This is a genomic window from Kitasatospora sp. cg17-2, assembly GCF_054031055.1.
Genome location: NZ_CM132923.1, coordinates 1,274,776 through 1,292,151, shown reverse-complemented (window position 1 = coordinate 1,292,151; position 17,376 = coordinate 1,274,776). Strand labels below are relative to the sequence as shown.

Here is a 17,376-nt window from a genome sequence, read left to right as displayed (position 1 = left end):
GTGACAGGCATCGTGCCTCACCTCACGACTTCACCGAGGCCGCTCAACGCCTTCGGTGACAACTAGCCCGCTTCGGCACAGTTGTGCCGAAGCACGACAGGCGTCACCAAGGCAGGCTTGTTGTCACCAAGCCCAACGGGGGATCGATCGGGGCGTCACCCCGGGCGGGCGGAAGGATCGCCTCCGCGTGCAGCAACAGTGGGATCGACTGCCATGGCGCCAGCGGCTGAGCGGCAGAGGGCACACGGGATTTAGTTGCTCTAGCGTTATACAGCCGCACACTGGTATTTGAATTAACGGATATTTGAAAGGAAGGGCCTACGCGGTCGCCATGGATCCCGCGCTCACCGCCCTCGCCGGCGACTGGGCCGCCCTGTCCCTCTTGCAGGGTTGGGTCGAGGTGCGCGTCGAACATTCGCTTCAGGCCCGGCACGGCCTGAGCATGCGGGAGTAATCGTTGCTGGAGGCGCTCAGCCGCCAGCACGACGGTCTCGGTGGGCGACTGGCCGCATGGTCGGCAGGCCAACCCCGGCGGCCGTGTCTCTCTGCGGAATCCCCGTGCACCCCATTGTTGACGGTGCTTACATCGCGACCTATAGTCATGTGTGCACCGCTTACATGACTAGTGAGGAGCCGGACCATGTCTTCGGCGCAGAAGGACACCACCGTCAAGGTCGACCTGGGCGGCCGCACGGTCACCGTCCCCAAGGGGGGTCTGTACGACCGGTACCGGATGAACCCCGACCTGGATGAGATCGCCCGGGACCCCCGCGTCAGCGGGGTGGACTTCTTCCGGCAGCTGCCCAAGATCAAGGTCGACTCCCCGATCGGCCCCACGCTCACCCCGAACTTCTACTACAGCGTCTCGACCGCCCGGATCACCATGCTGGCGCCCTCCAGCGCGATCCGGACCCGGCTGCCCGGCGAGCTCGCGCCGCTGGAGATCGCCCCGGGCCTCGGGCTGATCTCGGTCATGTTCTTCCGCTACGACGTGTGCGACATCGACTTCTACACCGAGGCCGCCGTCGGCATCGCCGTGAAGCCCGCGCGGCACGGCAAGCTCGGATTCTTCGACCTCGTCGCCGGCCTCAAGAACGAACACCTCGACTCCTACGTACTGTCCCTGCCGGTCAGCACGGAGATCGCCCAGGTCCGCGGCCACGACGGCTACGGCTTCCCCAAGTGGGTCACCAGCCTCGACGTCGACATCGACGAGCGCCGCACCACCGCCCGGGTCACCAACGACGCCGGCGGCCTCGACCTGTCGCTCCAGGCGACCACGCCGAAGCAGACCGCCCACCTGAGCGGCGACCGCGTCAGCTCGCTCACCTCCTACACGACGATCAACGGCGCATGGCACTCCACCCTGAGCCAGACCAACGTGCTGAACGCCGGCACGACGCGCCTGCCGCGTGACGTCCGCCTCCAGCTCGGCGAGGGCCGGATGTCCGACGACCTGCGCTCGCTCAAGCCGATGCGGACCATCCAGTTCGACGTGATGACCGAAGGCCAGCTCGCCCTCCACATGCCGGTCCCCACCTCGGTCCAGCGCCGGAACAAGTAGCAAGGAACCCTCGCCATGGCCATCGCACAAACCGCCAGCCCCACGGCCGCCCGCGCCCAGGGCCTGCCCGCCTCCATCACCCCGGCGCTGATCGAGCGGCTGACCGCACGGGTCTCCGCCGCACCGAACGCCGCGCGCGTCACCACCAGCACCCCGTACTCCGGCCACCCCCTGGGCGACTTCCCCATCTCCACCCCCGACGACGTCGAGGCCGCGTTCGCCCGCGCCCGCGCTGCCCAGGCCACCTGGGCGGCCACGCCGATCGCGGAGCGCAAGAGGATCATGCTGCGCTTCCACGACCTCGTCCTCGCCCGCCAGGAGGAGGCGCTCGACCTCATGCAGGCCGAGAACGGCAAGACCCGCCGCGACGCGTTCCTCGAAGTCGTCGACATCGGGATCGTCTCCCGCTACTACGCGCGCAACGCCGCCAAGTACCTGAGCCCAAAGCGCCGCCGCGGCGCGATCCCGCTGCTCACCCACACCACCGAACTGCGCCACCCCAAGGGCGTCGTCACGGTGATCTCCCCGTGGAACTACCCCCTGAGCATGGCCGCCAGCGACGCCATCGCCGCGCTCATGGCGGGCAACGCCGTCGTCCAGAAACCCGACACCCAGACCGCGCTCACCGCCCTGTGGTCGCTCGACCTGATGTACGAGGCGGGACTGCCGGCCGACGTGTGGCAGATCGTGGTCGGCCGGGGCAGTGCCATCGGCGGCGCCCTGATGGCAGGCGCCGACTACATGATGTTCACCGGTTCCACCGCCAGCGGACGCCAGATCGCGAGCGACGCGGGTCGGCGCCTGATCGGGGCCTCCCTCGAACTCGGCGGCAAGAACCCGATGATCGTCCTGGACGACGCCGACATCGACAAGGCCGCCGCCGGCGCGGTCAACGCCTGCTTCCCCTCCGCCGGCCAGCTGTGCGTCTCCGTCGAGCGCCTCTACGTCGCCGAGTCCGTCCGCGAGAAGTTCGTCGCCGCGTTCGTCGAGCGCACGAAGAGGCTCAGGATCGGCGCCGCGTACGACTACAGCGTCGACGTCGGCTCCCTCACCACGCCGTCCCAGCTGGGGACCGTCACCGAACACGTCGACGACGCCGTGGCCAAGGGCGCCACCGTCCTGGCCGGCGGCAGGGCCCGCCCGGACCTCGGCCCCCTGTTCTACGAGCCGACCATCCTCACCGACGTCACCCCCGCGATGACGGTGTACGACCACGAGACCTTCGGCCCGGTCGTCTCCATCTACTCCTTCCGCCACGTCGAGGAGGCGATCGCACGGGCCAACGCCACGCCGTACGGCCTCAACGCCAGCGTCTGGTCCCGCAACGGGGCGCGCGGCCGAGCCGTCGCCGCCCGCGTGCACGCCGGCACCGTCAACGTCAACGAGGCCTTCGCCGCCGCGTGGGGAAGCATCGACGCGCCGATGGGCGGCATGGGCGACTCCGGACTCGGCCGCCGCCACGGCGCCGAGGGCATCCTCAAGTACACCGAGGCCCAGACCGTCGCCCACCAGCGCATCCAGGGCTTCTACCCGCCACAGCGCGTCAGCCCCGACACCTGGGCCGCCCTGCTGACCGGCACGCTCAGGGCCATGAAGGCGTTCGGCGTCCGCTGAACAGTGTGGGGCCGCTCAGTCGCCGTGGAGCGCCGTCCTGAGGGCATCGATGGCAAGTTTGCGGGCGACGTTGGCGGCGCGGGTGTCGCGCAGGCTGTCCAGGAGCAGGAAGTCGTGGACCATGCCGGCCACGCGGACGGACGTGACGTCGACGCCGGCCTCGCGAAGCTTGTTGGCGTACTGCTCGCCCTCGTCGCGCAGGACATCGGCCTCATCGGTGATGACCAGGGTGGTGGGCAGCCCCCGCAGCAGCTCCAGTGGGGCCTGGAGTGGCGAGGCGTGCGGCTCGGCACGCTGGGCCGGGTCGGTGGTGTAGGCGTCCCAGAACCACTTCATCCCGTCGCGGGTGAGGTAGTAGCCCTCGGCGAACTGCAAGTAGGACGGGGTGTCGAAGTCGGCGTTGGTCACCGGGTAGAGCAGGACCTGGGCCTTGAGGCCGATGCCGCCGCGCTCCTTGTTCATCAGCGCGAAGACCGCGGACATGCAGCCGCCGACCGACTCCCCGGTGACCGCGATGCGCGAGGTGTCCAGGCCGTGTTCCGCACCGTGCTGGAGCACCCACTGGCCTACGGCGTAGTTCTGCTCCACCTGGGTGGGGTACCTGGCCTCCGGCGCGCGGTCGTAGACGGGGAAGACGCCCGCCGCGCCCGCGCCGACGGCGAGCTCCCGGAAGAGGCGGTCGTGGGTCTTGTCGTCGCCGAAGACCCAGCCCGCGCCGTGGATGTAGAACACCACGGGCAGCGGTCCGGTGACGCCCTTGGGGCGGATGATGCGGGTTCGCACGGTGCCCCACTCACCGGTGTCCACCTCGACCCACTCCTCGTCGACCTCGGGACGGGGCACGCCCGGGTCGGACTGCAGGCCGAGGAGGATCTCTCGGCCCTTCTCCGGCGGGACCTCGTAGAGCCGCGGGTGCGGATCGGTCGCGTCGCACAACTCCTTCGCGGCGGGCTCCAGGTACGGCGTGATCGGCGCAGGAAGCTCAGTCATCTTCTCTCCATGTCGCGGGCACACGTGTGCCGTGCTCGTGCGGCCTCACCGGCCGCGCCTGACGAACCCCCGGCCGAACCTCCCCTCCTCCTATCGTCGGATCCCGCGCGCGAGGCGCAACCGGTAACCCTGGCCGCGGACCGCGGCTCTCACCGGGCGGGCGCCCACGGCGGCGCCGAAGATCGAGACAAACGGAACACGACGGCAGCCGTTCGGACGGACGGCCCCGTCATCACCCGGAAAGGCGAGAACATGACCCGTGCCCTCTTCGTCGTCACGGCGGCCGACCACTGGACGCTGAAGGACGGCACCAGGCACCCCACGGGCTACTGGGGCGAGGAACTGGCGATGCCGCACAAGATCTTCACCGAGGCCGGATGGGAGATCACCATCGCGACCCCCGGCGGGAAGCGACCCACCCTGGACAGGATCAGCATGGGCCGCACCGCCGGCCTTCCGGGCACCCTCCGCGAAGTCGCCGACTACCTCGCCACGATCCAGGACGCACTGGACGCCCCGGCCTCCCTCAGCGACGTGGATCCCGACGACTTCGACCTCGTCTTCTACCCCGGGGGACACGGCCCCATGGAAGATCTCTCCCACGACGAGGTCTCGGGAGCGCTCCTCACCAGGCAACTCGCCTCCGGCAGGCCGCTGGGTCTGCTGTGCCACGGCCCTGCCGCGCTGCTCGCGGCCAGGACCAACGACGGTTCCTGGCCCTTCGCCGGATACCGGATCACCGCGCTGTCCAACGTCGAGGAGAAGCTGAACAGCTTCGGACGCAAGGCGTCCTGGTTCCTGGAGGACCGGCTGCGCGAGAGCGGGGCGCACTACGCCAAGGGAAAACTGCCGCTCCTGCCCCACATCGAGGTCGACCGCACTCTCTACACCGGCCAGAACCCCGGCTCGGCCAAGCAGCTCGCCCACCGCATGGTGGCCGACCTGGCCCACTGACACGGGCGCGAGCCCGGTTCTTCAGGCCGGGATCGCGAACGGTCCGAACAAGCGGAGCAGGGTGGCGGACCGCGGTCCGCCACCCTGCTCCGGCTTCGGATCCGTGCTTCAGCTCTTCGGCGCTCTGGACGCGGCGAGCTGGCCGGGCATCTCCTCCATGGACTTCTGGGCGGGCCGGTAGCGCACGCCCGGCGCACGACGGCTCCTGGCCCTGTCGCTGCGGAGGTCGAAGCCGATGTTGCGGCGCACGTACTCGCGCGGGAGTCCGATCACCGGCGCGAGGGCGACCGCGAGGGGCTCGGGAACGGCTCGGCGCGGCAGCCCCGGCTCGGCCCCGTGAGCGGGAAGCAGCCTGCGGCCGGGGTCCACGATGTCGGTGGTCTCCGCCACGACGAGGTGGCGGCCCTCCGCCTCGGGCAGGGAGGCCGCCGTAAGGTGCGCGTACGCGGCCTCGCGGACGTCCACGACGGCCCGGGCGATGCGGGGTGCGCCGAAGCGGGCCCCGCCACTGGCCGTCTGCCCGGCGGTGGCGAAGCTCTCGCTGGTGGGGTCGGGGGTGAGCGAGGGGCCGGTGTCGGTGGAGTTCCTTCGCTCAGTCGTTGACGAGGATGATCTTGCCGGTGTGTCCGCCCGCCTCCATGAGGCGGTGCGCCTCGGCGGCGTCGGCGAGCGGGAGGGCGCGGTCGACGACGAGCTTGACGGTCCCGTCCTCGATCATCGGCCAGACCTGTTCGCGCACCTCGGCGATGATCGCGGCCTTGTCGGCGGCGGGGCGGGTGCGCAGGGTGGTGCCGTGGACGGAGGCGCGCTTGAAGACCAGCTCGGCGAGGTTGAGCGGGGCCTCCAGGCCGTCCTGCAGGCCGATGACGACCAGGCGCCCGTCCGCTGCGAGGGAGCTGATGTTGCGCTGGAGGTACTGGCCGCCGATGACGTCGAGGATGACGTCGTAGGGTGCGTGCTCGGCGAAGTCCTCGGTGCGGTAGTCGACGGTGACGTCGGCGCCCAGCTCCCGGGCGCGGGCGGCCTTCTCCGGGCCGCCGACGGTGGTGACGACGCGGGCTCCGAGGGCCTTGGCGATCTGGATGGCGGCGGTGCCGATGCCGCCGGCGCCGCCGTGGACGAGGAGGCTCTCGCCGTGATCCAGGCGAGCGGTCATGACGAGGTTGGACCACACCGTGGCGACGGCCTCGGGCAGGGCCGCCGCCTCGACGAGGCTGAGGCCCTTGGGGACGGGCAGGAGCTGGCCCGCGGGAACGGCGACCTTCTGGGCGTAGCCGCCGCCGGTGAGCAGGGCGCAGACCTCGTCGCCGATCTTCCAGCCGGTGACGCCTTCGCCGATGGCGCTGATGCGCCCCGACGCCTCCAGCCCGGGGTAGGGGGACGTGCCGGGGGCGAGGGGGTACAGGCCCCAGCGCTGCATGATGTCGGCCCGGTTGAGGGCGGTGGCGGCCACGTCGATGACGACTTCGCCCGCCGCGGGGGTCGGGTCCTCGACCTCGGTCCACTCCAGGACCTCAGGGCCGCCGAATTCCTTGATCGTTATTGCCTTCATGGTGCAAGTCCGTTCGCATGAGCCAAGAAATGTTTGCACTGCACACATTAGGATGCCAAGTGTGCAGTGTCAACATCTACCCGTCGGACTCGGCCGCCGCTAGGCGTCGACCTGCTCGGCCGTCGCGGCCTTCGGCTGGGGCTGGGGCTGCCCAGGAGTCGCGGTGAGCAGTGCCTGGACGGCGGCTCGGACCTGGGCCGACACCGCCCCGGGGGTGGAGGTGTCCAGCTTCCCGTCCAGGTGCAGGAAGGCCAGGCCGTGGACGACGGCCCACACGGCGGTGGACAGGGCCTCGGGGTCGGAGCCGGCGAAGACGCCGTGGACGATGCCGCGGACGTACTCCCAGATGGCGGCGGTCGCCGCGACCCGCTCCTCGCTCGTCGGATCACAGGGCTCGGCGAACATCACCCGGAACAACGCCGGACGCTCCAGGGCGAACCGGACATAGGCGACCGCGACCTCGGCGAGGTCCTCGGGCGTGCGCGGTGACGGGTGCGCCGCCGCCAGGTGGTCGGCGAGCTCGGCGTAGCCCTCGGCCGCGACCGCCGAGACGAGCGCGTCGCGGTCTGCGTAGTGGCGGTAGGGGGCGGTTGCCGACACCCCCGCCCGTCGAGCCACGGCCCGCAGGGACAGCCCGGCACTCCCGTCCTCCTCCAGGAGTTCCCGGGCGGCGCGCAGGCATGCGGCGCGCAGATCGCCGTGGTGGTACGAGGCACTCACTTGTGTCATGGGTCACTCTCTCCAATGTTTGCACCGCCTACATTATTGGCTTAATGTAAGCGATGTACACATCCTAGTCGATGGAAGAGGAAGAATCAGATGGCCAGCGAACTGTTCACGCCGCTGCCCCTGGGCTCCGGGGCGGTGCTGCCCAACCGGATCGCGAAGGCGGCCATGGAGGAGAACATGGCCGGCACCGGCCAGCTCCCGGACCAGCAGCTGATCGGCCTGTACCGGCGCTGGGCCGCCGGCGGCACCGGGCTGCTGATCACCGGCAACGTCATGGTCCACGCCGAGGCCCTGACCGGCCCCGCAGGTGTCGTCCTGGACGAGGCCGCGCCCCTGGAGCCCTTCGCCGAGTGGGCGAAGGCCGGCAAGTCCGCCGGCGGGGCGATCTGGATGCAGATCAACCACCCCGGCCGCCAGGTCGCCTCCGACATGCCCGGCGTCGTCTGGGGACCGTCCGACCTCGGCGTCGACCTGGGCAAGCACAGCGGCCGCTTCGGCCGACCGAGCGCCATGACCGCCCAGCAGATCGAGGCCACCGTCAAGCGCTTCGCCGTCACGGCCGCGCGCGCCGAACAGGCCGGCTTCGACGGGGTGGAGATCCACGCCGCACACGGCTACCTGCTGTCGCAGTTCCTGTCACCTCTGGTCAACAAGCGCACCGACGCCTGGGGCGGCTCCCTGGAGAACCGGGCCAGGATGCTCCTGGACACCGTCCGCGCCGTCCGCGCCGCGGTCTCCCCGTCATTCACCGTCGCCGTGAAGCTCAACTCCGCCGACTTCCAGCGCGGCGGCTTCGACGCCGACGACGCACGCCAGGTGATCGAGTGGCTGTCCCTGCTCGACGTCGACCTGGTCGAACTCTCCGGCGGCAGCTACGAGAGCCCCGCCATGACCGGCCGAGCCACCGACACCCGCACTCAGGCCCGCGAGGCGTACTTCCTGGAGCTGGCCAAGGACCTGGTCACCACCAGCCCCGTCCCGTTGATGCTCACCGGCGGCATCACCCGGCGCACCACCGCCGAACAGGTCCTCGCCAGCGGCGTCGCACTCGTCGGCATGGGCACCGCCCTCGCCGTCACCCCCGACCTCCCCGACCACTGGTTCAACGGCCGCGAGGCCGACCGCCAGATGCGACCGGTCACCTGGAAGGACAAGCCCCTCGCCTCAGCCGCCAGCATGGCCCAGGTCCGCCGCCAACTGCGCCGCATCGCCCGCGGCAGCAGGCCCAGGCCCGGCATCCACCCGGCGATCGCCCTGCTCGGGGAGCAGCGTCAGCAGCGCCAGGCCCTGCGCCGCTATCGTGCGTGGCTGCCCACGCGCCTAAAGGCCGCAGGCCACCGACAGCCGTAGCAGCCGGCACGCATCCTGGTCTCCGCTGTCCGGCGTCAGGGGCCCAAGATGCATGCGTATGTGCCTTTCCGGCCGAAGCTGCCATGACGGATTTCAATCCGCGTCGGCGGGTCTGATGGCTTCGACGGGGTCAATGAGCATCAACGTGATGTCACCAGGAGCGGGCGGACAACTTCCCAGCATCGCGTCCTGGATTATGAGGAGTCGCCCCTACAGCCGGTGAAAAGCAGGGGCTACTCGTCAAAGGCACTGGGCCCGCTGAGCCAGACCGTTCGACACGCGGCCGAGGATGACGGCCAAGGCGCAGGAGAAACCCAAGACCCGGCGCCGGTGACAAGGGGGTCGTCGGCACACGCCGACAGCCTCTGCTTCGTCGCCCTTCACGTGCGGGGCGGGAGCCGGCCGCCCAGCCTGTGGGGTACGGGGATGCGCCCTCAGTTGCAGGGCCGATCAATCGCGGTGGCGAGATCGCGAGCGTACGCGTCGAGTTGTTCGGCGATCGGCCGTAGTTCCCAGGCGCGGCCGCAGCGGCGCTGGTAGCGAGTCTCCGTCAAGGATTGCAGGAGCGGGCTGCGGGCGGGAAGCGCAGCGGCGCGTGCCCGGTGAACGACGTAGGCCTGGTGGGAGTGGCTCTGGGTGATGTCCGTCCAGATCAGGACGGCGGCGGTATCGCGGCGCACGGCGTCGTCGAAGCGCCGCCCGGTGCGCTCGGGCAGGTTCTCGCTCAGGCGGCGCCAGTCGGCCTCGGAGAGAGACCAGGTAACAAGGGCCTGGCGACGGCGGTGGTAGTCGACCAGGCATGTCTGCGCATCAAGGTGGTCGGCCAGCTTCTGGAGGCCGGCTTCCAACGCGTCAAGGGCGTCAGCGTCGGCGAGGCGGCGGCGGGCGTTGCCCATCGCCCACGCCGCCGTGCCGAACGGCACGCCAAGGCGTTCGGCGCAGTCCTGCACCGATCCGCCAGCGATCATCTTGACCAGGTGGACGGGCACGGCACGCCGCAGGGCCTCGTGTGTACCGGCAGGCGCATCGAAGTAGTGGAGCCACTCCTCGGGGAGGTACTGCGGGATGTGATGCCAGGTGAAGGCGCCGTGATGGCTGGGCGGGATCGGCGGTTGGGGCTTTCGCGGCTTCGGCTGGGGCCGTGGAAGGGAGTCGGCTTCCCGGATCAACCGGCTCAACGTGGGTGAGCTGTTGTGGTTGCTGTTGAGGACGGCCTGCCAGCGGTGGGGTGACCAGCGGGCGGCCGTCAGCAGTTCCCTGATCATTGTCTCGGCCTGTGCCGCGTCGGCGGCCAGGAGCTGGTGCGCGGTGGTGAGGACTTTGGCGGCATCCCCGGGGTCCTGCGGGAGGCGGCAGTCGCCGCGCATCCGGCGCTCGCGCGGCGCCGGGTCGGCGCCGGCTGCGGGTGCCGGACGCAGCAGGACCGTGGCGGTGTACAGGTCGTCGAAGTAGGTGAGGGCCTTGACGTGTTGGCCGATGCTGCGGGCGTCGGGGTCGGGTTCGGTGAGCAGGGCGTGCAGGTGGCGTTGGCAGTCGAGCTGGTCGGCCGGCACGGTGGTTGGCGGTACGGGGGTGTCGAGGCGTCGGGCGCAGGCCTCCTGCCAAGCGGGGTGGCCGGTGTCGGCGGCCGGGTTGCGGCACTGCGCGGGGTGTAGGAGGCCGAGGGCGGGGCGGGCGATCAGGTGGCTTCCGAGGTTCTGGTTGACCGGCTTCTCGCAGTGCGGGCAGGTGGTCTCCAGCATCCGTTGGTGCGCGAGGCAGGCGAAGGAGACGGGCAGGTGCCAGAGCCTGCGCCATGCTCCGCCGTGCCGCTGCTGGACCGTCGTGCCGTCCGGTGCCAGACACTGGGGGCAGTAGCGGCGCAGCCGGTGGGAGGCCCAGCCGGCCGGCGCCGCCCAGTGCGCCCGCTCCGACGGGTCGACCCGGCCAAGGTGCTGCTGGTAGGGGCGGTAGCGGTAGGCGAACGGCGACAGGCACAGACCGTTCACCTCGGCCGGACTCAGTCGGGTCGCGCAGCCGAACGCCGCGGCCGCCGCCTTCGGCAGGTGGACGGCCTGGTAGCCCGGGACGGCGATCTGCCGGGCGCCGACCGTGAGGCTGGTGAGCCGCAGGACGTGCTGCGGGGTGATCTCCAGGCGGTGGGCCAGACGCAGGACGAAGCCGGGCAGGCTCTCACCCGGCAGCGGGTCGAGGCTGCGCGGTAGCGGCCGGGACGCGCTCACCCGGTACTGCTCTCGGTGCCGTAGTGGCCCTGGTCGTCGAAGACCGTGTTGGCCGCACGCGCCTGGCGCCGCCGACGAGGTGGTTTCGGGATGGAGGGGACCTCGCCGGCGTGGGCGTCGAGGTCGCCGAGCCGCTCGGGGCGAATGACGGTGCCGTCCAGCAGGTCCCGGGTCAGCCGTTCCTCGCCTCCGGCCATCGCCTCCGCGCAGCCGTCTTCGATCAGGCGCCGCAGCAGGCCGATGACACCGCCGGTACGACGGAACAGGTACTCGGGCATGGTGCCGGCGGTGAGCATCCCCGGCTCGGCGCGAAGGAGTCGCAGCTGATCCTCGATGCCGGTGAGGTGGTCGACGAACGCGCGGATCTGACCGGGGGTGGTGTAGGCGAAGGGGTCGAGGTCGACGAGGTCGAAGCGGCGCTCGGTCTGGGTGGCGGCCGACGGGTTGTGGCTTCGGCCCTGGCGGACGTCGGGGACGATCAGCTGTCCGGTGGCGGGGTCGATGGAGGAGCCGCGCAGCAGGCCGGAGCGGGGAATGTCCACACCGATCAGGACCAGGGTGACGTTCAGGTCCATGAGTTCGCGGACCAGGTCGAGGGTGTCCTGGTCGTCCTCGCGGTGCAGGCGCAGACGGGTGATGTCGTCGAGCAGCAGGGCGGTGGTGCGGTGGTCGCGCAGCGAGTCGCGCACCGCGCGGATCATGGCGTCGAGGGTCTTGGGGTGCGGTGCCCCGTAGTAGTCGAGGATGCTCGCGCACAGCGCCTTCGGGGTCGCCTTGACCGGGAGCCGGCAGTAGGCGACCGGGACGAACGCGTCGCGGGTGCCGGGTATCGGCTCGGTGTGCGGGGCGAGCTGGCGGTGGACCTCGCGCCACAGGTCCTCGAACGAGGCGGCCGCGTCGCACACCGTCTCGGTCTTGCCCTGGAACCCTCCGCCGCTGACCATCAGCCCCACCCGGGTGCCGGGCTGGAAGTTCAGCGCGTTGTTCTGCAGCCTGGTTCGCAGCGCCTTCACGACGGCCGCGCTCATCGGGGTCTCCTGCAGTCGCAGGTTGACGTGGGTGGCGGTGCGGTGCAGGTCGTACAGTGCGCGTCGGCGCGCCGGCAGTGTCCGGTACTCGTCGAGCGTGATGCGCGGTGCGGGGCTGAAGGCGTGGCGGGTGCGAAGCCACTGCTGCCAGCCCTCCAGCCGGTTGCGGTCGGGTGGCGGGCCCGCGGCGAGCAGAGGCGCGATTCCCATGGCGTCGATGGTCGGGTTCACCGGGGCGGCTCCGGGGCTTCGTCGGTGTCGGCGGGCAGCAGCAGCGGGTTGCTGTCCCAGAAGGCGGCGCTCAGCGGGCGGGCCGGGCCACCGGCCGGGGCCTGGACGGTCGCGGCTTCGCGGCGGTGGCGGCGCTCCCCGTCGACGGCCTCCTCGACCTGCCGCCGCTGCTGCGGCCACGGCACCTCCCGAACCGGCCCGGCCTGCTGGGCTGCCGGTGGACGGTCTGCGGCGGCGGTGCGGGCGGCGGCCGTCTCGCGGGCGCGGTCGATCCGCCCGCTCCGGCCTGGTTGGCCCCTCCAGCCGTCCACCGGCGCGACGTCGGCCAGCATCTCCAGCAGGACGGGCAGCAGCTCCCGGTCGGACCTGGGACGCAGACCGGCCGCCTCGGCCTTCTTCAGCAGTTCGCCGGCGCGGGCGTCACCGAACGCCGGAGTGCGATCCGCGTGGGGCATCCCGGTCCAGGCGAGCGGATGCCAGTCGTGGGTGAGCGGGTCCTGGAAGAACACGAACCGGCGGTCCCGCGGGTCCCGGCGCACCACCCACGTGCCCGGGTGGGCGCCGCCGCGCGTGGAGCGTTCGCCGCGGTAGGGGCCGAGCACCTTGGGGTCGTCGTACCACAGGCCCCGGATCTTCACCCCGCGGCGGCGGTCGATGCGCACGTAGTGCGTGGGCAGGAGTTCGTAGAACAGCTCCGGCGAGGGGATGTCCATCGCGAAGCCGGTCTGCGCGAACGAGGCCGCGAACAGCGTGTTCGGACTGTGCGAGCCGTCAGGGTCCCAGCCGGGCGCGAACTCCCCCAGCGCCCGGCGCTGCCACACCGCCACCACCCACGTCGCGATCAGGTGCTCCATCTCCTCCACTGTCAGCAGCGGCCCGTCGGCCGGGTCCGCACCGCGATCCGCCACGTCCACGCCGGTGTAGCCGGGCAGTTGCTCGAACAGGAGTTGGCGGATCACCCCGAAAGCCCGCTCGCAGGCGGCCTTGTCGGTGGGCCGCAGCGCCCGGGCGGGCAGCACGTTGCAGCCCAGCACCCGCTGCACCTCCACCAGGTGGTGGTTGCGGTAGACCGCGCCGTGGTCGGTGGTCACGGTCTCCGGCGCGAAGAACGGCAGGCCCGCCACCTTGTGCCCCGCGAACTGGGCCACCACCGCTGCCGGAAGCCCCGGGTAGGGCCATTCCAGGTCCTCGCCCCACTCGGCGCGCATCGGCAGCGGCATCATCACGTCCCGCAGCAGCATCGCCACGTCCACTGCGGTGTCCGACACCAGGGTGAGGCGGAACGCGCAGACCGAGTGGGTGTAGACGTCGAGCGCGATCGTCAGGTGGACCTTCACCGGCTCGCCGAACACGCCCTCGCGCACGAACACCGGCAGCACGGTCGTGTCCAGTGCCACCACCTGGCCCGGACGGTGCACCAGGACGTGCCCGCCGTCGAACACCGTCTCCACGGTGCGCGCGTAGCGGGGCCGGGTGCCGCCCGGGCCGAACCACTCCCGCCACACCCGGCGCAGCGTGTCGTAGCCGGGAACCGGCACCCCGTCGCCGAACCGCTCGCGCACGTACCGGTGGACCATCCGCTCCTTCGTGCGCATCGACACCCGGGAGGCGTAGCGGGTCTCCTCCCGCACCGCGAACAGCGCCTCGCGCACCTGCTCGCTCACCGACGGGTGTCCGCCGCTCTCCCGCAGCCAGCGGCCGTCCGCGCATCCCGCGAGGCCGAAGCGGCGCCGGTCCCTCTCCCAGCGGATCAGTGTGCGGTACCCGACCCGCGCGAGGCCGAGCAGCTTCGCCTGCTGCGGGTCCAGGGCGGCGAGCTCCGTGACCTTCGCCAGCCTGCGCTGCGACAGCGTGGTCGTGCCGGGGTCGTAGCCGGTCCGGGGCTCGCCCGGGCCGGGCCGCAGCGGATCGCCTCCGCGGAACCCGGTGGCCACCTCCAGCAGGTGGGCCATCCTCAGCAGCGCCAGCTCACGCCGTTCGCGCGGTAGGTCACCGGTCGTGCGCACCTGGCGGCCGCGCTCGGGACCCGCCGCCGCCGTGCGCGACGAAGCCCGGCAGCCGGGGTGGTTGGCCAGGAAACGGAAGCTCACCGCCTGCCGCTCGCCGTCGGCGGCGACCAACTGCACCCGGCCCAGGTGCGGCTCGCGCCGCTCCACCGTCCACTCGCGTCCGTCCACCACCAGGCCGGCGCCCGGCGACAGGTCCAGCACCGCCGCCGTACCCCTCACCGGTCGGCCCCCGCTCGCACCGGCGACCGGTCGGTCAGCGGCCGGCGCAGGTCGACGCCGAGGCTTCGTCCCCACAGCAGGTGCAGCAGCTGGGCCCGGGCCACCGGCTCGCAGCCGCCGACCGCGGCGAGCTCACCGAGCGTCAGCCCGTCCCGGGCGGCGACCAGAAGACCGGGCCGCAGCTCCAGCGGATCCGACAACGGTCTGCGCCGCGAGGAGAAGGCGTCCAGCGCGGCGAGAGCGTGTTCCTGCCAGCCACCCACCACCGTGTACCGCCAACCGCACGCCAGCGCCGCTTCCGCCGCCGCCGCGAACGCCACCAGGTCCGCCTCGCGCACCAGCGCGGCGGGCCGGACATCGATCAGCCACCAGCCCGACCGGGTCATGGCCAGAAAGTCGGGGATGTGGCTGCGGCGCCCCGCCTCGCACTCGAACCGCAACCGGAACGGCTGCGACGCCACCTCGACCAGGTCCCCGGCAAAATCCAGCGCCAGCAGGACCCGCGCCTCCTCCAGGCTCTCCGCGCCGTGGAGCCGACCGGTACTGACCAGGGCCTGGAGGTTCGGGCGGTGCCGTTGATCGCGCCGCCAGGAGAACCGGCGTACCGGCCGCCCGGAGATGACGATGCCGTCCAGGTCCCGCACCGCGCACGACACCTCACCGGCGCGAGCTCTCCACGTCGCCGACCACCGTCGCAGCCAGTTGTCCCCGAGGCGAAGAGTCGGACGCCCCGCCTCCACCGGTACCTCGACGACCAGATCGGTCCACTCGCACCGATCGGACCACACCACGGCCGGCACGTCCCCGACACCCGCTTGATCGAACACGCGAGCCATGGAATCAGCCGCCCCACACCGGCCGAAGCTGATCTCCAACGAACAGCAGGTGACAGAAAAGCCCAGCAAAAGTCGCAGGTGACAGATATCGCGCCTAAGCGGTGACAAGCATCCTGCCTCACCTCACAACTTCACCGAGGTCGCCCCATGCCTCCGGTGACAACTAGCCCGCTTCGGCACAGTTGTTGTTGTTGTGCCGAGGCACGGTAGGTGTCACTTCGGCACGCAAACTGTCACCACGATCGCTGGGCGGGCTGGCATGCCGACGTGTCCTGTCCCGTCGGCGGGGTCGGTCCCGGCACCACCCACACCCTCCAGCCGGGAGCGCTCCGTTCGGCTGCCCTGGCTGGTTTCGGTGTTCGCCAGCGCCGGGGCGGGCGGAGTGGCTAGCTTGATCATCAAGTGATGATGTTCGGGAGGGGATCAGCGACGTGACCAGTTCCGTGACGTACTACTTCTACGGGGTCGACTACTTCGGCCCCGCGAGGAATGACGAGGGGTTCGCGCTGTCGGTGATCGACCCGGTGGCCGGCCGCCTGGTCGGCGTGCGGTGGCTGCCGGGCGGCAGGCCCGGCAGGCTGGTCGCGCACCCCGACGGCAGCCGCCTCTACATACCGGCCGACGGCAGCGACGACACCTTCGCCGTCCTGGTGGTCGAGACGAAGTCGTTGGACGTCACCGCCGAGATCGAACTGCCGGGCCGGGTCGCGGAGTGGGGTTCCCCGTTGGCCATCAGCCCTGACGGCAGCCGCCTGTTCGCCGGCCTGCCGACCGGCGCGGTGGCGGAGATCGACACGGCCACGAACACCGTGCTGCGCACCATCGAGGGCGCCACCGACGACATCGGGCACCTGGCGGTGAGCCCGGACGGACAGCGCCTGTACGGCGGGCTGACCCGGGGCCGCACGGTCGCGGCAGTGCGGCCCACCGTCCTGGCCGAGGGCAAGGCGGGCGAGGCGGTGGGCTTCGGCAAGGAGTCCGGCTACGCCGGCGGGGGCATCAGCGGCGTCGAGATCATGCCCAGCCCGGACACCACCCGCCTGCTGGTCTTCCAGTACTACGAGGGCATCGCCGCCCTCGACCCCGTCACCCTCGCCGTCAAGGCCCGCTACAACTACACAGGCGGGGGCGACACCATCCACGTCGTCCTGTCCCCCGACGGCCGCCACCTCTACCTCGGGATCGTCGGGGAGGACGGCAGGATCCTCGACGCCGCGACCCTCACCGAGACGGGCACCTTCCCCGCTCAGAGCGGGCACGGGATGTGCATGGGCACCGACGGCACGCTCTTCGTCGCCGGAACTGTGGACGACGAGGGCAACAAGGGTGTGCTGCTCCGGCCCGCAACGGACTCGAAGGAACGGCGAGTGATCGACCTGCCCGACCAGCCGAAGGTCGTGGTCCAGGCGGCCCCGACCGCCTGGCGGCCGTAGCCGCAGTCCGGACCCGCCCGCACCGGGCCGCGCGGATCGCTCCACGCGGGGCAGACCCGCCCGCCGGCACGGGCCCGAGGACCGCATGCCCGGCCGCCACCGGGCCGGGCATGCGGTCCGGCCTCCGACCGTCTCACCGAAAGCCCTCAAGGGCCGCCACGAGAACGAGCCCCACCACCAGGGCAGGGCTCCAACACCGCCCCGTGGCGGCCCTCGCGTGCGGCACCGCGGCGCCGCACCTTGACCGTGCACCCTTCGCCTTCACCGGGCTTCTCTGTACGCAGTGAAGCGAGCGTTCGTGGTGTCCCTCTGCTGGGTGCTGTGCTCGTGGGCTGGTACCTGTTCGGTGAGGTGACGACGGGCCGGTCCCTGTGGGTGAGGAGACCGGCCCGTCGGTTCAGCTGGGTGTGGCGGACACGGCATGTGGTCCACCGAGATCACCTGCGAGCAGGGCACCTTCGTACCCGCCTACGACAAGGTCTTCGAGGGCCGCTACATCCTTACCGACGGCGTCGGCGTCTGGCGCAAGGCCGTCCTCGACGGCGGCGAGAACAAGAAGTTCTACCGCATCCCCGCCTGGGACAACCTGATCGTCGACGGCGACGACGTCACCTGGCTGTAGACGCCCGCGCACCCACCCGGCCG

Annotated in this window: 14 protein-coding genes; 6 read left to right on the top strand and 8 right to left on the bottom strand. The window is 71.2% G+C overall.

The features are described 5' to 3' along the window. Positions 1-640 precede the first annotated feature (640 nt). On the top strand, positions 641-1,564 hold the full coding sequence (locus tag ACW14Y_RS05085; RefSeq protein ID WP_456986027.1) for an acetoacetate decarboxylase family protein: 924 nt from the start codon (positions 641-643) through the stop codon (positions 1,562-1,564). A 15-nt stretch (positions 1,565-1,579) separates the two neighbouring features. Then, entirely contained in the window at positions 1,580-3,178 is a 1,599-nt protein-coding gene (locus ACW14Y_RS05080) for a succinic semialdehyde dehydrogenase (RefSeq protein ID WP_456986026.1), read from the top strand. A 15-nt stretch (positions 3,179-3,193) separates the two neighbouring features. Here the strand turns inward: ACW14Y_RS05080 and ACW14Y_RS05075 are convergent, their stop codons facing one another. Further along, the gene (locus tag ACW14Y_RS05075; RefSeq protein ID WP_375983825.1) at positions 3,194-4,168 is read right to left on the bottom strand and encodes an alpha/beta hydrolase; all 975 of its coding nucleotides are present in this window, start codon (positions 4,166-4,168) and stop codon (positions 3,194-3,196) included. Between the two features lie 252 nt (positions 4,169-4,420). On the opposite strand from ACW14Y_RS05075, the gene ACW14Y_RS05070 reads away from it, so the two are divergent. Then, entirely contained in the window at positions 4,421-5,122 is a 702-nt protein-coding gene (locus tag ACW14Y_RS05070) for a type 1 glutamine amidotransferase domain-containing protein (RefSeq protein ID WP_030394832.1), read from the top strand. Between the two features lie 108 nt (positions 5,123-5,230). Here the strand turns inward: ACW14Y_RS05070 and ACW14Y_RS05065 are convergent, their stop codons facing one another. The 3 genes from ACW14Y_RS05065 to ACW14Y_RS05055 form a co-directional block, all read right to left on the bottom strand. Continuing rightward, complete coding sequence (locus ACW14Y_RS05065; RefSeq protein ID WP_456986025.1) at positions 5,231-5,587, bottom strand: hypothetical protein; 357 nt, start codon at positions 5,585-5,587, stop codon at positions 5,231-5,233. A 127-nt stretch (positions 5,588-5,714) separates the two neighbouring features. Further along, complete coding sequence (locus tag ACW14Y_RS05060) at positions 5,715-6,674, bottom strand: NAD(P)H-quinone oxidoreductase (protein ID WP_375983819.1); 960 nt, start codon at positions 6,672-6,674, stop codon at positions 5,715-5,717. 99 nt (positions 6,675-6,773) lie between these two features. After that, positions 6,774-7,403, bottom strand: coding sequence for a TetR/AcrR family transcriptional regulator (locus ACW14Y_RS05055; RefSeq protein WP_456986024.1), 630 nt, complete (start codon positions 7,401-7,403; stop codon positions 6,774-6,776). Between the two features lie 90 nt (positions 7,404-7,493). Here ACW14Y_RS05055 and ACW14Y_RS05050 point away from each other — a divergent pair, with 90 nt between their 5' ends. Next, positions 7,494-8,753, top strand: a complete 1,260-nt coding sequence (locus tag ACW14Y_RS05050) for an NADH:flavin oxidoreductase/NADH oxidase family protein (RefSeq protein ID WP_456986023.1) — start codon at positions 7,494-7,496, stop codon at positions 8,751-8,753. Between the two features lie 434 nt (positions 8,754-9,187). Here ACW14Y_RS05050 and ACW14Y_RS05045 read toward each other — a convergent pair whose 3' ends face one another. From ACW14Y_RS05045 to ACW14Y_RS05030, 4 genes are read right to left on the bottom strand one after another with little or no spacing between them, the layout of a single operon-like run. Further along, positions 9,188-10,975, bottom strand: a complete 1,788-nt coding sequence (locus tag ACW14Y_RS05045) for a TniQ family protein (RefSeq protein ID WP_456986022.1) — start codon at positions 10,973-10,975, stop codon at positions 9,188-9,190. Further along, on the bottom strand, positions 10,972-12,213 hold the full coding sequence (locus tag ACW14Y_RS05040; RefSeq protein WP_359896792.1) for an AAA family ATPase: 1,242 nt from the start codon (positions 12,211-12,213) through the stop codon (positions 10,972-10,974). Before ACW14Y_RS05040 ends, ACW14Y_RS05045 begins: the two co-directional genes overlap by 4 nt. 17 nt (positions 12,214-12,230) lie before the next feature. Further along, positions 12,231-14,462, bottom strand: coding sequence for a transposase (locus tag ACW14Y_RS05035; protein WP_456986021.1), 2,232 nt, complete (start codon positions 14,460-14,462; stop codon positions 12,231-12,233). Continuing rightward, positions 14,459-15,337, bottom strand: coding sequence for a TnsA-like heteromeric transposase endonuclease subunit (locus ACW14Y_RS05030; RefSeq protein ID WP_456986020.1), 879 nt, complete (start codon positions 15,335-15,337; stop codon positions 14,459-14,461). Before ACW14Y_RS05030 ends, ACW14Y_RS05035 begins: the two co-directional genes overlap by 4 nt. A 392-nt stretch (positions 15,338-15,729) precedes the next feature. Between ACW14Y_RS05030 and ACW14Y_RS05025 the strand changes: the two genes are divergently transcribed. Continuing rightward, positions 15,730-16,731, top strand: coding sequence for a WD40 repeat domain-containing protein (locus ACW14Y_RS05025; RefSeq protein ID WP_456986019.1), 1,002 nt, complete (start codon positions 15,730-15,732; stop codon positions 16,729-16,731). 421 nt (positions 16,732-17,152) lie between these two features. Next, positions 17,153-17,353: a hypothetical protein gene (locus tag ACW14Y_RS05020; protein ID WP_456986018.1), complete on the top strand. Its 201-nt coding sequence runs from the start codon at positions 17,153-17,155 to the stop codon at positions 17,351-17,353. Positions 17,354-17,376: the final 23 nt, after the last annotated feature.

Bases quoted from the DNA above. Each gene is read 5' to 3' on its own strand.
- ACW14Y_RS05075 (WP_375983825.1), bottom strand. From the start codon at position 4,168: ATGACTGAGCTTCCTGCGCCGATCACGCCGTACCTGGAGCCCGCCGCG.
- ACW14Y_RS05085 (WP_456986027.1), top strand. From the start codon at position 641: ATGTCTTCGGCGCAGAAGGACACCACCGTCAAGGTCGACCTGGGCGGC.
- ACW14Y_RS05070 (WP_030394832.1), top strand. From the start codon at position 4,421: ATGACCCGTGCCCTCTTCGTCGTCACGGCGGCCGACCACTGGACGCTG.
- ACW14Y_RS05060 (WP_375983819.1), bottom strand. From the start codon at position 6,674: ATGAAGGCAATAACGATCAAGGAATTCGGCGGCCCTGAGGTCCTGGAG.
- ACW14Y_RS05050 (WP_456986023.1), top strand. From the start codon at position 7,494: ATGGCCAGCGAACTGTTCACGCCGCTGCCCCTGGGCTCCGGGGCGGTG.
- ACW14Y_RS05020 (WP_456986018.1), top strand. From the start codon at position 17,153: ATGTGGTCCACCGAGATCACCTGCGAGCAGGGCACCTTCGTACCCGCC.
- ACW14Y_RS05080 (WP_456986026.1), top strand. From the start codon at position 1,580: ATGGCCATCGCACAAACCGCCAGCCCCACGGCCGCCCGCGCCCAGGGC.
- ACW14Y_RS05055 (WP_456986024.1), bottom strand. From the start codon at position 7,403: ATGACACAAGTGAGTGCCTCGTACCACCACGGCGATCTGCGCGCCGCA.
- ACW14Y_RS05040 (WP_359896792.1), bottom strand. From the start codon at position 12,213: ATGGGAATCGCGCCTCTGCTCGCCGCGGGCCCGCCACCCGACCGCAAC.